General features: G+C 65.1%; 10 protein-coding genes. 9 read left to right on the plus strand and 1 reads right to left on the minus strand.

All coding sequences use genetic code 11. From position 1 onward, the window contains the following. Positions 1–63 precede the first annotated feature (63 nt). The 3 genes from rpsO (at position 64) to AB1Z25_RS06220 (ending at position 3,296) form a co-directional block, all read left to right on the plus strand. A complete protein-coding gene (gene rpsO, locus AB1Z25_RS06210) occupies positions 64–333 on the plus strand; it encodes a 30S ribosomal protein S15 (protein WP_019104449.1) in 270 nt (89 codons plus the stop codon). A 193-nt stretch (positions 334–526) separates the two neighbouring features. Then, positions 527–2,671 (plus strand): polyribonucleotide nucleotidyltransferase, encoded by a 2,145-nt coding sequence (gene pnp, locus AB1Z25_RS06215; RefSeq protein ID WP_107800117.1) that lies wholly within the window; start codon positions 527–529, stop codon positions 2,669–2,671. 85 nt (positions 2,672–2,756) lie between these two features. Then, complete coding sequence (locus AB1Z25_RS06220) at positions 2,757–3,296, plus strand: STM3941 family protein (protein WP_227107494.1); 540 nt, start codon at positions 2,757–2,759, stop codon at positions 3,294–3,296. A gap of 187 nt (positions 3,297–3,483) precedes the next feature. Here AB1Z25_RS06220 and AB1Z25_RS06225 read toward each other — a convergent pair whose 3' ends face one another. Continuing rightward, positions 3,484–4,161, minus strand: a complete 678-nt coding sequence (locus AB1Z25_RS06225) for a DUF3313 domain-containing protein (protein WP_486636819.1) — start codon at positions 4,159–4,161, stop codon at positions 3,484–3,486. Positions 4,162–4,443: 282 nt separating this feature from the next. Between AB1Z25_RS06225 and AB1Z25_RS06230 the strand changes: the two genes are divergently transcribed. The 6 genes from AB1Z25_RS06230 (at position 4,444) to astB (ending at position 13,906) form a co-directional block, all read left to right on the plus strand. After that, a complete protein-coding gene (locus AB1Z25_RS06230; RefSeq protein WP_486636820.1) occupies positions 4,444–7,065 on the plus strand; it encodes a family 20 glycosylhydrolase in 2,622 nt (873 codons plus the stop codon). A 382-nt stretch (positions 7,066–7,447) separates the two neighbouring features. Then, the gene (locus AB1Z25_RS06235) at positions 7,448–8,662 is read left to right on the plus strand and encodes an aspartate aminotransferase family protein (protein ID WP_227107499.1); all 1,215 of its coding nucleotides are present in this window, start codon (positions 7,448–7,450) and stop codon (positions 8,660–8,662) included. 159 nt (positions 8,663–8,821) lie between these two features. Next, the gene (aruF, locus tag AB1Z25_RS06240) at positions 8,822–9,853 is read left to right on the plus strand and encodes an arginine/ornithine succinyltransferase subunit alpha (RefSeq protein WP_486636821.1); all 1,032 of its coding nucleotides are present in this window, start codon (positions 8,822–8,824) and stop codon (positions 9,851–9,853) included. Further along, a complete protein-coding gene (gene astA / locus AB1Z25_RS06245; RefSeq protein ID WP_486636822.1) occupies positions 9,850–10,884 on the plus strand; it encodes an arginine N-succinyltransferase in 1,035 nt (344 codons plus the stop codon). Before aruF ends, astA begins: the two co-directional genes overlap by 4 nt. Beyond that, a complete protein-coding gene (gene astD / locus AB1Z25_RS06250) occupies positions 10,884–12,344 on the plus strand; it encodes a succinylglutamate-semialdehyde dehydrogenase (RefSeq protein WP_253315267.1) in 1,461 nt (486 codons plus the stop codon). Before astA ends, astD begins: the two co-directional genes overlap by 1 nt. A 215-nt stretch (positions 12,345–12,559) precedes the next feature. Then, positions 12,560–13,906 carry an N-succinylarginine dihydrolase gene (gene astB, locus AB1Z25_RS06255; protein ID WP_486636823.1) on the plus strand — a complete coding sequence of 449 codons (1,347 nt, stop codon included), beginning with the start codon at positions 12,560–12,562 and terminating at the stop codon, positions 13,904–13,906. Positions 13,907–14,416 lie beyond the last annotated feature (510 nt).

A 14,416-nucleotide genomic window follows, 5' to 3' on the forward strand; every position in this document is an offset into this window, starting at 1 on the left:
CTTGGCTGCTCGCTGCACTTGTCGGGTTGAAAGACCCCTACTGATAATTTGGAGTTACCCCAAATGGCAATGACCGCCGCTCAAAAAGCAGACATCGTTAAAGACTTCCAGCGCAGCGAAGGCGACACCGGTTCGTCCGAAGTGCAAGTGGCTCTGTTGACCGCTCGCATCAACGACCTGACCCCGCACTTCAAAGCCAACACCAAGGACCACCACAGCCGTCGTGGCCTGTTGAAGCTGGTAAGCCGTCGCCGTCGTCTGCTGGATTACCTGAAGCGCACCGATGCCGATAGCTATCGCGCATTGATCGCTCGCCTGGGCCTGCGCAAGTAAGGTTGGGTTTTGGAAAAGTCGCAGCGTGCTGCGACTTTTTCATGCCGCATGCAAGATCGCGAGCATTATTGCTGTAACAACGGGGGGAGCCTCTAAAAATTCGGATCGGCGCTGTTGGTCGGAATTTTTAGGGGTTCCCGTTGTTTTTTCGGCTTGCGATTATTTGTCACACACAAAGAAATAGGGAAACCCTGTGTTCAATAAAATCACCAAGTCTTTCCAGTACGGCCGTCACACCGTCACCCTGGAAACCGGCGAAGTCGCCCGTCAGGCGTCTGGTTCCGTCATCGTCTCCGTTGAAGACACCGTCGTGCTGGTCTCCGTGGTGGGCGGCAAGAACGTCAAACCGGGCCAGGACTTCTTCCCGCTGACCGTGGACTACCTGGAGCGCACCTACGCCGCCGGCAAGATCCCGGGCGGCTTCTTCAAGCGCGAAGGCAAGCAGTCCGAGAAGGAAGTGCTGACCAGCCGCCTGATCGACCGTCCGATCCGCCCGCTGTTCCCGGAAGGCTTCTTCCACGACGTGCAGATCGTCGCCACCGTGATGTCGCTGAATCCTGAAGTGGATTCCGACGTTCCGGCGATGATCGGCGCTTCCGCCGCTCTGGCCATTTCCGGCCTGCCGTTCGCCGGCCCGATCGGCGCCGCCCGCGTGGGCTACGCCAATGGCGAATACATCCTGAACCCGACTCGCACCGAGCTGGCCGCGTCCGAAATGGACCTGGTGGTCGCCGGCACCGAGCGCGCGGTGCTGATGGTGGAATCCGAAGCCAAGGAACTGCCGGAAGCCGTGATGCTGGGTGCCGTGGTGTTCGGTCACGAGCAGATGCAAGCCGCGATCAAGGCCATCAACGAACTGGCCGACGAAGTGAACCCGGTGATGTTCGACTGGGCCGCTCCGGTGGCCGATGAAGCGCTGATCGCCCAAGTGCGCGCCATCGCCGGCGAGCAACTGGCCAACGCCTTCCGCCTGCGTCAGAAGCAAGCCCGCACCGTGGCCATCAACGAAGCCTGGAGCGCGGTCAAAGCCGGTCTGATCGACGAAAACACCGACACCCTGAAGGCCAATGAGATCAAGGGCATCTTCAAGGGCCTGGAAGCTGAAATCGTTCGCGGCCAGATCCTGGCCGGCGATGCGCGCATCGACGGTCGCGACACCCGCACCGTGCGCCCGATCAGCATCCGCAACAACGTGCTGCCGCGCACCCACGGTTCCGCGCTGTTCACCCGCGGCGAAACCCAAGCCATGGTGGTGACCACGCTGGGCACCAAGCAGGACGAGCAGATCATCGACGCGCTGGCCGGCGAATACACCGAGCGCTTCATGCTGCATTACAACTTCCCGCCGTACTCCACCGGCGAAGCCGGCCGTATGGGCCCGCCGAAGCGCCGTGAAATCGGCCACGGCCGCCTGGCCAAGCGCGCGCTGGTTGCCGTGCTGCCGCCGGAATCGGAATTCGGCTACTCGATGCGCGTGGTGTCGGAAATCACCGAATCCAACGGCTCCTCGTCGATGGCTTCCGTGTGCGGCGGCTGCCTGTCGCTGCTGTCCGCCGGCGTGCCGCTGAAGGCGCACGTGGCCGGCATCGCCATGGGTCTGATCCTGGAAGGCAACCGCTTCGCGGTGCTGACCGACATCCTGGGCGATGAAGATCACCTGGGCGACATGGACTTCAAAGTGGCCGGTACCGCCGCAGGCGTGACCGCGCTGCAGATGGACATCAAGATCCAGGGCATCACCAAGGAAATCATGCAGGTGGCGCTGGATCAGGCCAAAGAAGGCCGCATGCACATCCTGGGTCTGATGAAGGAAGCCGTGGACGGCCCGCAAGAGTTGTCCGCTCACGCTCCGCGTCTGTACGTGATGAAGATCAACCCGGACAAGATCCGCGAAGTGATCGGCAAGGGCGGCGAAACCATCCGCTCCATCACCAAGGACACCGGCTGCGAGATCAATATCGAGGAAGACGGCACCATCACCATCGCTTCGGTCAGCAACGAAGGCGCGGAAGCCGCCAAGAAGCGCATCGAAGAGATCACCGTTGAAGTGGAAGTGGGCAAGGTGTACGAAGGCACCGTGGTCAAGATCCTCGACAACAACGTCGGCGCCATCGTGTCCATCCTGCCGGGCAAAGATGGTCTGGTCCACATTTCCCAGATCGCCAACGAGCGAATCAAGAACGTGGCCGACTATCTGAAAGAAGGCCAGGTCGTGAAGGTCAAGGCCATCGAAATGGACGACCGCGGCCGCATCCGCCTGTCCATCAAGGCCCTGCTGGAAGAAGAAGCCAAGACCGCGCAGGCGACTGCCGATTCCTTCGGTCTGAAAACCCAGTAAGCCAGCCTGAGCGCCGCTCCGATGCGGAGCGGCCGCCGGCTAGCATCACCCCCTGCCATGGCAGGGGGTTTTTTACGACTGCGAGATGAGCGCGATGGATGAGACGCGTATTGAGTTCGGCGGCGGCAAGGTGCTGTTGCTGATCGTCGCCGGCCTGGCTTTTGTCGCCGTCGGCTATGCGATGTGGACTGCGCCAGACACGGATATCAGCCTGGTCCGGCGTTATGGCGCCGGAGGCGCGGCGATGGTCTTCTTCGGCGCTTGCTGCCTGCTAGGCCTGCGTCAATGCCTGCAGCGCAAGCCGGCCCTGGTGTTCAACGCGCAGGGGCTGTCGGACCATTCCAGCCAGATCGCCGTCGGCTTGATCGCATGGACGGATATCGTGGGCTGGGAAGTCTCGGCGGGGCGCGGTCAGCAGTTTTTGATCATCAAGGTGAGAGCGCCGGGCAAGTACCTGAGCCGGCTGGGGCCGGTGGCGAGGCTATTCAGCCATTTCAATTTCATATGCTATGGCAGTCCGATCGCCATTTCCTCCACCGCCTTGCAGGCGAGTTTCGATGATTTGCTCGCGTTGCTTGGGCGCTATCATCAACGCTATGGCTCGGCGCCCGCCGGGTGGGCTTAGTCATTGCCGCGCACGCCGAGCGCTTTGCGCCTCGGCGTGTTTTGGCTTGGTTCTCAGGGGCTGTTTACGATCTCGCGAGCTAAGGCAAGACAAGGCGTAAGCGGAGTGTGCAAGTGGTGTATGAGCATTCTGAAGCCGTACACACCGTGTAAGGCTCCACGACGCGCAGCAGATCGTAAGCCGGCTCTCAGGGCTGGGCCGGCTTGATGGCCATCCCGCGCGCCAATAGCCGGGCGCTGTCGCGGCACCAGTCGTCGATCAGGCTTTCCAGGCTTTCCAGCTTGACCGCCTCGCCGCGCTGGCGGCTCTTGTCGCTTTTGCGCAGATTGACGCTGCCGGCCAGCAGCTTGCCGTTATTGGCGTCTTCCAGTTGTCCCATGCTGGCCACCTTGGTCAGATAGGGTTCCTTGCCGGCGGCCAGCCGGCCCAGATTGAACACCGCCTTGATCGGCAGGATGTCCAGCGGCTCCACGCCCGGCCGTTCCTGAGCTATGCCGGTGACGGCCACGCGCAGGCGGGCGCTGTCCGGCAGCGCCTCGCGGCTGACCGGAATGCCTACCTTGTGCAATTCCTCGGTCATCCGCCGCTGAAAATAGGCGGCGATCCGGTTTTCCTCGCCGCTCTGCAGCAATTGCCAATCGCCGTCAGCCTGGTGGCGCATGAAGTACAGCGGTTCCACTACGATGGATTTGTAAGCGCTCAGCTGCGTGTCCGGCGCCCGGTACAGCTTTTGCGAGGCGTCGCGGTCCGCGGCCTTGAAGGCGGTCAGCGGCAGGCTGAACACGGTCTGCGGGGCCGCGGCGTCTTGGGCCAGGGCGGGCAGGGCGGCCAGCAACAGCAGGCCGAGGGTGAGGGTCTTGCGCATGAGGCGTTCCTGTTTCATGGGGTATGAGGCTTGCGGCGATGCTTGCGGCAACCGCGGCTAGACCGGCGGCGCGGCGCGGGCGTTCCCCGGCTTCACACATCTTTGCATTCCGCCATCATCATGCTAGCAGCCGGCCAGGGCGATGCGCGATTTTGATCTTGAGCATTGAATACCACATTAATACCAGTTAGCCTGTGCCCACGGTGGCATGCGGATGACGATTGGGAGTCGCGGCGATAGCGTTTCGCCGCGCGGCGCGCCACGCAAATCGCAGAGGTGAGCATGAGGACGAAACAACTATTGGCGGCGGGCCTGTTGTCGGCCAGCGCGCTGGCTTGGGCGCAGCCGGATGTCGCGGCGATGGCGCGGGACCTGTCGCTGGCGGTGGCGGTGGACAGCAATAAGGGCGCGGCCGCCGGCGCGCGCTGCGTGGAACTGGGCGCGGACTGGGGCAGTTGCCTGAAAGGGCGGCTGATCCTGCAAAACCATGGCCGATCCGCGGTGCCGGCCAAGGACTGGACCTTGTACCTGCACAGCATCCGGCGGCTGTTGAAGCTGGACAGCCCTGACTTCGAACTGAGCCATCTGACCGGCGATCTGTACCGGCTGACGCCCAAGCCGGGCTTCGCCGGTATCGCCGCCGGCGCCAAGCTGGAACTGCCCTTGGTGGCCGAGTATTGGATGTTGCACAACAGCGACGTGTTGCCGCGGCCCTATCTGGTAACCGACGGCCAGGCGCCGGCAGTGCTGGCGCGCAATGACGACGACGACGCCAGCTATCTGCTGCCGCTGCCGGGCGATGAATGGAAGTCGCCGGCGGGCGAAGCGCGGCCCCTGATGGACGCCGCCGAGCGTTATCGCGAATTCGCGCGCCGCGGCCCGCAACTGGCCGCCGCCGATGTGGCCGCGCGGGTGATTCCCGCCGCGCTGCGCGTCAAGCCGGACGGCGGCAAGACGGCGGCCGCGGGGCTGAGCTGGCGGCTGCCGGCGCTGGCTCCGGACGCGCGCGCGGCGCTGGCGCAACGCAGCCGCCAGCTGGGCCTGGCCGGACAGGGCCTGCCGGTCAGCGGCGCGGTGGTCAAGGGCTTGCCGGCCGATATCGCCGTCGCCGGCGGTTACCGCTTGCGGGTGGGACGCGGCGGCGCGCGCATAGACGCGCATGACGCGGCCGGCCTGTTCTACGGCGCGCAGACCCTGCTGGGCCTGATGCCGCAAGGCGGCGGCGAGATCCCGACGCTGACGGTGGAGGACGCGCCGCGCTACGCGCATCGCGGCTTCATGGTGGACGTGGCGCGCAATTTCCGTCAGCCGGCCACGCTCAAGCGCCTGATCGAACAGATGGCCGCCTACAAGCTCAACAAGCTGCATCTGCATCTGTCCGACGATGAAGGCTGGCGCTTGCAGATCAACGGCCTGCCGGAATTGACCGAGGTCGGCGCGCGCCGCTGTCACGATCTGAACGAGGACCGCTGCCTGCTGCCGCAACTGGGGTCCGGTCCGGACAACCGTTCCGGCGGCGGCTATTTGAGCCGCGAGCAGTATGTGGAATTGCTGCGTTACGCCAAGGCGCGCTTCATCGAGGTGATTCCGGAAATCGACATGCCGGCGCACGCGCGCGCGGCGGTGATGGCGATGGAGCGGCGTTATCGCCACCTCAGCCAGTTGGAGCAGCCGGAAGCCGCCTCCGCCTACCGGCTGATCGATCCGCAAGACCGTTCCAACACCTTGTCGGTGCAATTCTACGACCGTCACACCTATGTCAATCCCTGCGTGCCCGGCGTGCCGCGCTTCGTCGACAAAGTGGTGTCGGAAGTGGCCGCCATGCACCGCGAGGCCGGCGCGCCGCTGGCGGTCTGGCATTTTGGCGGCGACGAGGCCAAGAACATCTTGCTGGGCGGCGGTTTCCAGGACCTGTCCGGCCAGGACCCGGCCAAGGGCAAGATCAAGCTGGCGGAGCAGGACAAGCCCTGGGCGCGCTCGCCGGCCTGCCGCGCGCTGTTGGCGGAGCGGCCGGGGAAAACCGTCGCCGATCTGCCCTTGCAGTTCGCCGAGGACGTCAGCCGCATCCTGGCGCGGCACGGCATCGCCACGATGGGCGCCTGGCAGGACGGTTTGAAGGGCGCGAAATCGCCCAAGGACTTCGCCACCGCCAAGGTGATGGTGACCGAGTGGGACGCCTTGTTCTGGGGCGCGGCCAAGGAAGCGCACGAGTTCGCCAACAAGGGTTTTGAGGCCGTGCTGGCGATGCCGGATTATTTGTACTTCGACTTCCCCTATGAGTTGAACCCCAAGGAACGCGGCTATTACTGGGCCTCGCGCGCCACCGACAGCTATAAGGTGTTCAGCTTCGCGCCGGACAATCTGCCGCAGAACGCCGAGGTGATGACGGACCGTCAGGGCAAGGCTTTCGAAGTGCCCAGCGAGGCCGCGCCGGCGCGCTTCGCCGGCATCCAGGGGCAGGCCTGGAGCGAGGTGATGCGCAGCGACGCCCAGTTTGAATACATGGCCTATCCGCGGCTGTTGGCATTGGCCGAGCGCGCCTGGCACCGCGCGGGCTGGGAACGGCCTTATCGTCAGGGCGAGCGTTATCAGCTGGGCGTCAGCCATCTGGTGGACCGCGCGGCCTTGAACCGGGATTGGCAGCAGTTCGCCGCAGTGCTGGGTTGGCGCGAGGCGGCCAAACTGGAGCGCGCCGGCATCGGTCTGCGCATCGCGCCGCCGGGCCTGGCGAGCGGGGCGGCGGCGGTGCTGACGGAGTTCCCCGGCCAGGCGCTGCAGTTCTCGCCGGACGGGCGCAACTGGACGCCGTACCGGCCGGGCCTGGGCGCGGAAGCGCCTTATTGGCGCGGCGTCAGCGGCGACGGCGCGCGCTTTAGCCGGCAGGAGGCGCGCGGCGGCGACTGAGCGCCGATGCGGGCAAGGTAAGGACGCTCGGGCCGCCGGCCCGGGCGTTTTTCATGGATGAGCGGTTTCCCGGCGTTGATAAGACAATAGAGTTGATCTATCTTGATGATCCCGCAGCGCGCCGGAGGGCGGCGTTTACAGCCGGATTGAGCACAGTTGCCCTCTGTAATGGATGTTGTCGGACAAAATTTATTGCGCTGTATCAAAGAATGTATACGCCGGTGTCGCAAACCGGATATGGATTTGCGACGGGCTTACCTTAGAATCATTGAAACTTCATGAAATCATCGATAAAGCCGGCATCACGACCGGTCCGGCCAGCCGCTTGGGATTTCATGATACGGATAAGAAACGACGATAGAGCAGGAAGGGAACCATCAAGATGAGCAATACTGTAACGCGCGCCGATTTCGACCAGGTCATGGTCCCCAATTACGGTCCGGCCGGTTTCATCCCGGTCAAGGGCCTGGGTTCCCGCGTATGGGACCAGAGCGGCCGCGAATTCATCGATTTCGCCGGCGGCATCGCCGTCAACTCGCTGGGCCATTGCCACCCGCAGCTGGTGGCGGCCTTGACCGAGCAGGCTTCCAAGCTGTGGCATGTGTCCAATGTGTTCACCAACGAGCCGGCCTTGAAGCTGGGCAAGCTGCTGACCGAGTCCACCTTCGCCGAGCGCGTGTTCTTCTGCAACTCCGGCGCGGAAGCCAATGAAGCCGCCTTCAAGCTGGCGCGCAAATACGGTTCCGATCACTTCGGCCCGGAAAAGAACCAGATCCTGGCCTGCAAGAACTCCTTCCACGGCCGCACCCTGTTCACCGTCAGCGTCGGCGGCCAGCCCAAGTACACCGAAGGCTTCGGCCCGGTGCCGGGCGGCATCGCCCACTTCGAATACAACGACATCGAATCGCTGAAAGCGGCCATCTCCGACCAGACCTGTGCGGTGGTGATCGAACCCATCCAGGGCGAGGGCGGCGTGATGCCGGCCGACAAGGCCTTCCTGGAAGCCGCGCGCCAGCTGTGCGACCAGCACAACGCGCTCTTGGTGTTCGATGAAGTGCAAAGCGGCGTCGGCCGCACCGGTTCGCTGTTCGCCTATCAGGAATACGGCGTGACCCCGGACATTCTCAGCTCCGCCAAGGGCATAGGCGGCGGCTTCCCGATCGGCGCGATGCTGACCACCGAGAAAGTGGCCAAGAGCTTCGGCATCGGCACCCATGGCTCCACCTACGGCGGCAACCCGCTGGCCTGCGCGGTGGCGCACAAGGTGCTGGAGCTGGTCAAGGAGCCGGCGGTGCTGGACGGCGTGCGCGCCAAGCACCAGCGCTTCGTCGACGGCCTGAACGCGATCAACGCCAAATACCAGGTGTTCAAGACCGTGCGCGGCATGGGCCTGCTGCTGGGCTGCGTGCTGACCGACGCTTACGCCGGCCGCGCCAAGGAGTTCCTGAAAGCCGCTGAAAAGCAGGGCCTGATGTTGCTGGTGGCCGGTCTGAGCGTGGTGCGCCTGGCGCCGTCGCTGGTGATCGAGGATCAGGACATCGACGAAGGCCTGGCGCGTTTCGACGCGGCCATTGCCGAACTGGTCGCCGGTCGATAAGCGCCCGCGGCACTGATTCCGGGCGGCCGCCGGCCGCCCTTGCTCCAAGACACAATACTGTTATCCGCCCACGCTCCCGCCCCTGGCAGGCGCGCGGGTGATGCTGCGCCGCGGTCCCGCCGCGGCCCGGCCGGATTTCAGCGATAGGGGAGATGTCCCATGCTTACCGTGCGTCCCGTCCGCACCTCCGATCTGCCCGCCATCGAACGCATGGCGGTGGCCAGCGGCATCGGCGTCACCAGCTTGCCCAATAACCGGGAAAAGCTGTTCGAGCGCATCCAGCAGTCCGTGTCCGCCTTCGAGCACGAGGCCACCGGCGACTCCGGCTGCGAATACTATATGTTCGTGCTGGAGGAGGGCGGCCAGGTGCTGGGCACCGCGTCCATCAACGCTTCCGCCGGCTTCGACGAGCCCTTCTACAGCTACCGCAGCGAAATCTTCGTGCACGCCTCGCGCGCGCTGAAGGTCAACAACCGCGTGCACGTGCTGAATATGTGCCACGACCTGACCGGCATGGTACAGCTGTGCGGCTTCTACGTGGACAGCCACCTGGAGCCCTTGGCCGCCGAGCTGCTGTCGCGCGCCCGGCTGCTCTTCATCGCCAGCAAGCGCGAGCGCTTCGGCCGCCGCGTGATCGCGGAGATGCAGGGCATTCACGACGACGCCGGCCAGTCGCCGTTCTGGAACGCCATCGGCCGCCGCTTCTTCAATATGGATTTCCTGCAGGTGGAACAGGCCTTCGTCAGCCACAGCAAGACCTTCATCGCCGAGCTGATGCCCAGCTATCCGATCTACGTGCCCTTGCTGCCGGACGAGGCGCAGCACGCCATCGGCCAGATCCACGCCAGCTTCGAACGCTCCTGCCAGCTGCTGTGCAATGAGGGTTTCGAAGCCGACAACTATATCGACATCTTCGACGGCGGCGCGGTGCTGACCGCCGAGGTGGACCGGCTGAAAACGCTGGAAAACAGCCGCTGCTACCCGGTGGAAGTGCTGGCCAGCCTGCCGGAGCAGGCGCAGCCGCAGTTGTTGAGCAATCTGGAGTCCAGCGAGTTCGCCGCCGCGGTGTGCCGCGTGGCGGTGGTGGACGGCGTGGCCTTCATCAATCCCGACGCCGCCCGCGCGCTGGGTCTCGCCAGCGGCGGCCAGGTTCAAGTGGCCGGTTTGCAGCAGAAGGAGTCCGCAGCATGATGTTCATCCGCCCCGTAGCCCACAAGGACCTGGACGGCCTGATGAATCTGGCGCGCAGCGCCGGCGTCGGCCTGACCTCGCTGCCGGTCAACGAAGAGCGGCTGTCGCGCCGCATCGCCCGCTCGGTGCTGTCTTTCGCCGGCGAGCTGGACAAGGCCGACCAAGGCTATGTCTTCGTGATGGAAGACGGCGCCACCGGCGCCATCGCCGGCATCTGCGCGCTGGAAGCCGCGGTGGGCCTGAAGGAGCCGTGGTACAACTACCGCGTCGGCACCATCGTCCACGCCTCGGAGGAGTTGGGCGTCTATTCGCGCCACGACACCTTGTTCCTGTCCAACGACCACACCGGCTATTCCGAGCTGTGCACGCTGTTCCTGCACCCGGACTATCGCGCCAACCGCAACGGCGGCCTGTTGTCCAAGAGCCGCTTCCTGTTCCTGGCGCAGTTCCCGCAGCTGTTCGGCAAGCTGGTGGTGGCCGAGATGCGCGGCGTGTCCGACGAGGCCGGCCGTTCGCCGTTCTGGGAGGGCCTGGGCCGCCACTTCTTCTCCATAGACTTCGCCCACGCCGATTACCTGACCGGCGTCGGCCAGAAGGCCTTCGTCGCCGAGCTGATGCCCAAGCACCCGGTCTACATCGACTTCCTGCCGCCGGAGGCGCAGGCGGTGATCGGCCAGACCCATGAAAACACCCGCCCGGCGGTGGCGATGCTGGAATCCGAAGGCTTCCGCTACGAGGGCTATGTCGACATCTTCGACGCCGGCCCGACGGTGCAGACCTATACCAGCGAAATCCGCGCGGTGAAGGAAAGCGCGACGGTCGCGGCGCGGCTGGCGGACCCGCTGCCGGAAGGCGACAAGAACTTTTACCTGGTGTCCAACGACTCGCTGGCCGGCTTCCGCGCCGTCCTGGCCGAGACGCTGGCGCCCACCCATGAAATCCTGCTGACGCCGGAACAGGCGCAGACGCTGAACGTGGAAGAGGGCGGCCATCTGCGCTGCGTCGCGCTCTACCCCAAGGAGAATGCATAGTGAGCAGCTTATTCATCAACGGTCAGTGGCAGGAAGGCGCCGGCGCGGCGCTGAGCAAAACCAATCCGGCCGACAATAGCCCGCTATGGCAGGGCCGCGCGGCCGACGCCGCCCAGGTGGACGCCGCCGTGGCCGCCGGCCGCGCCGCGTTCAAGCACTGGGCGCGCACGCCGCTGGACGCGCGGGTTGCGGTGGCCAAGCGCTTCGGCGAACTCCTGAGCGCCAATAAGGACGCGCTGGCCCGCGTGATCGCCCAGGAAACCGGCAAGCCGCTGTGGGAGGCGCAGACCGAAGTGACCACCATGGTCAACAAGGTGGACATCTCGCTGAAGTCCTACCACGAGCGCACCGGCGAACGCGCCGCCGCCATGGGCGACGCCCAGGCGGTGCTGCGCCACAAGCCGCACGGCGTGGTGGCGGTGTTCGGCCCCTACAACTTCCCCGGCCACCTGCCCAACGGCCACATCGTGCCGGCGCTTTTGGCCGGCAACGCGGTGATCTTCAAACCGTCCGAACTGACGCCGTGGACGGCGCAGGAAACCGTGCGCTTGTGGGCCGAAGCCGGCCTGCCGGCCGGCGTGATCGCGCTGCTGCAAGGCGCGCGCGACACCGGCGCGGCCCTGGCCGGCCACGCAGGCATCGACGGCCTGTTCTTCACCGGAAGTTCCGCCACCGGCGCGCTGCTGCACAAGAACTTCGCCGGCCATCCGGACAAGATCCTGGCGCTGGAAATGGGCGGCAACAATCCGCTGATCGTGGAAGGGGTTCAGGATATCGACGCCGCCGTCCACCACATCGTCCAGTCCGCCTTCGTCTCCGCCGGCCAGCGCTGCACTTGCGCGCGCCGGCTGCTGCTGCCGCAAGGCGCCTGGGGCGACGCGCTGCTGGCGCGGCTGGTGGAGGTGGCGGCCAAGCTGCGCGTCGGCAAATACGACGCCGAACCGGCGCCCTTCATGGGCGCGGTGATCTCCAGCGCCGCCGCCGAGGCGTTGCTGCAAGCCCAGGCCGCGATGCTGGCGGCCGGCGGCAAGGCGCTGCTGGAAATGCGCCGCTTGACGCCGGACGCGGCGCTGCTGAGCCCGGGCATCATCGACACCACCGCCGCCGCGCGTCCGGACGAGGAATACTTCGGCCCGCTGCTGCAAGTGATACGCTACGCCGATTTCGATCAAGCCATCGCCATCGCCAACGACACCCGCTTCGGCCTGGCCGGCGGTGTGCTGTCCGACGAGCGCGCGCTGTACGAACGCTATCTGCTGGAAAGCCGCGCCGGCGTGGTGAACTGGAACAAGCCCTTGACCGGCGCGTCCAGCGCCGCGCCCTTCGGCGGCGTCGGCGCCTCCGGCAACCATCGCGCCAGCGCCTATTACGCCGCCGACTACTGCGCTTATCCGGTGGCCTCGCTGGAATGCGACAGCCTGGCCGTGCCGGCGCAGCTGTCTCCCGGCATGGTGTTTTAAGAGCGCCCCCTCTCCCCAACCCCTCTCCCGCAAGGGGAGAGGGACTGAAGGCTGAGTGCGACGCCCGTTCATTCGTGCAGTCAGCGCGGGCGGTGCGGTTTTCTCCCCTCGGGGGAGAGGGGGCGTGTAGTCAACGCAAAAGAGTTAGGTGGCGAGAAGGGGCCAGATGGCCGTCCCGCCATTCAGATGGATTGAGGCAAGGGAGCATTCTCCAAATGAACGCCTATGAAGTGAATTTCGACGGCCTGGTGGGCCCGACCCACAATTACAGCGGCCTGTCCTTCGGCAATGTGGCGTCCACCAGCAACGTCAGCGCCGCGTCCAATCCCAAGCTGGCCGCCAAGCAGGGCCTGGCCAAGATGAAGGCCTTGCACGACCTGGGCTTCAAGCAGGGCGTGCTGGCCCCGCACGAGCGTCCGGACGTGGCCAGCCTGCGTCTGCTGGGCTTTGGCGGCAGCGACGCCGAGGTGGTGGCGCGCGCCGCCAGGGAAGCGCCGGCCATCCTGGCCGCGGCCTGCTCGGCCTCCTGCATGTGGACCGCCAACGCCGCCACCGTCAGCCCGTCCGGCGACACCGCCGACGGCCGCGTGCATTTCACCCCGGCCAATCTGAACAATAAATTCCACCGTTCGATTGAGCATCCGACCACGGGCCGGCTGCTGCGGGCGATGTTCGCCGACGAGTCCCGCTTCGCCGTGCATCCGGCGCTGCCGGCGCAGATGCACTTCGGCGACGAGGGCGCGGCCAACCACACCCGTTTCTGCGCCGAGTACGACGGCGCGGGGGTGGAGTTCTTCGTGTTCGGCGCGGCGGCTTTCGACGCCCGCTATCCCAAGCCGGCCAAGTTCCCGGCGCGCCAGACCCTGGAAGCCTGCCAGGCGGTGGCGCGCCTGCACGGCCTGAGCGCGGAGCGCGTGGTCTACGCGCAGCAGGACCCGGACACCATAGACGCCGGCGTGTTCCACAACGACGTGATCTCGGTGGGCAATCGCCAGGTGCTGTTCCACCACGAGAAATCCTTTGTCGACCAGCACAAGGTGCTGGCCGAGCTGAGCGCCAAGCTGGCGGCGGTCGGCGGCCGCTTCGTGTCGGTGGAGGTGCCGGCGGCGGAGGTCAGCGTCGAGGAGGCGGTGAAGAGCTATCTGTTCAACAGCCAGCTGCTGTCCAAGCCGGACGGCAAGATGATCATCGTGGTGCCAGAAGAGTGCCGCAATCAGCCGCGCGTCTGGGCCTACCTGGGCAAGCTGGTCGCCAGCGGCGGTCCTATCGACGAGGTCAAGGTGTTCGATCTCAAGCAAAGCATGCAGAACGGCGGCGGCCCCGCCTGCCTGCGGCTGCGCGTGGCGCTGTCGGCGGCAGAAATCGCCGCGCTCAATCCCAAGGTGCTGATGAGCGACGCGCTGTTCGCCACGCTCAACGGCTGGGTGGATCGCCATTATCGCGACCGCCTGAGCAGCGAAGACCTGGCCGATCCGCAGCTGCTGATCGAAAGCCGCACCGCGCTGGACGAGTTGAGCGGCATCCTGGGCCTGGGCTCGGTGTACCCCTTCCAGCTGGTTTGAGCCAGCGATACCCACGCCTGATTTCGAGTCAGGCGCTCTAGCTAAACAGGCCGGGATTCCCGGCCTGTTTTGCGTTTGAAGCGGCGGCGTCCGCCCGGATGCGCCGCTCTTGTCGTCGGGATGATGACAGCCTTTCTTTCACCGAAAACTGTCCTGATTAATGGTATCTATTTGACGAATATCATCTATTTTTGGTTTTTAATGTTGTTTGACATGACAAAAGTCATGTGATAGCTTGAATGACATTGGAATATATTGATCGATACGGCTTGGGGATTTAGGCCTCCTAGCCACGGAGGACGCGGGTTTGCGGCACGGCCGTCCGCTGCGGCGCAGCGGTTGGGCGTTTGGCGAGGGCGGAGACGAAACGAGGCCTGAGGCGTTTCTACAACGGGATACGGCCTGGCCTTTGGTACTGGTCTGGACGAAATGGCGGAGGTTCATGCCGGAGCGGGCGGCGTTTCGCCCCCGGCGATGTTTTGGCGGTTTTGCGGTTGTTGTTGATTGCGA

The organism is Chromobacterium sp. HL1, assembly GCF_057418835.1.

Excerpts from the sequence above, each read along its gene's own strand:
- rpsO (WP_019104449.1), top strand. The coding sequence starts at position 64 with ATGGCAATGACCGCCGCTCAAAAAGCAGACATCGTTAAAGACTTCCAG.
- AB1Z25_RS06220 (WP_227107494.1), top strand. The coding sequence starts at position 2,757 with ATGAGCGCGATGGATGAGACGCGTATTGAGTTCGGCGGCGGCAAGGTG.
- AB1Z25_RS06225 (WP_486636819.1), bottom strand. The coding sequence starts at position 4,161 with ATGCGCAAGACCCTCACCCTCGGCCTGCTGTTGCTGGCCGCCCTGCCC.
- AB1Z25_RS06230 (WP_486636820.1), top strand. The coding sequence starts at position 4,444 with ATGAGGACGAAACAACTATTGGCGGCGGGCCTGTTGTCGGCCAGCGCG.
- AB1Z25_RS06235 (WP_227107499.1), top strand. The coding sequence starts at position 7,448 with ATGAGCAATACTGTAACGCGCGCCGATTTCGACCAGGTCATGGTCCCC.
- aruF (WP_486636821.1), top strand. The coding sequence starts at position 8,822 with ATGCTTACCGTGCGTCCCGTCCGCACCTCCGATCTGCCCGCCATCGAA.
- astA (WP_486636822.1), top strand. The coding sequence starts at position 9,850 with ATGATGTTCATCCGCCCCGTAGCCCACAAGGACCTGGACGGCCTGATG.
- astB (WP_486636823.1), top strand. The coding sequence starts at position 12,560 with ATGAACGCCTATGAAGTGAATTTCGACGGCCTGGTGGGCCCGACCCAC.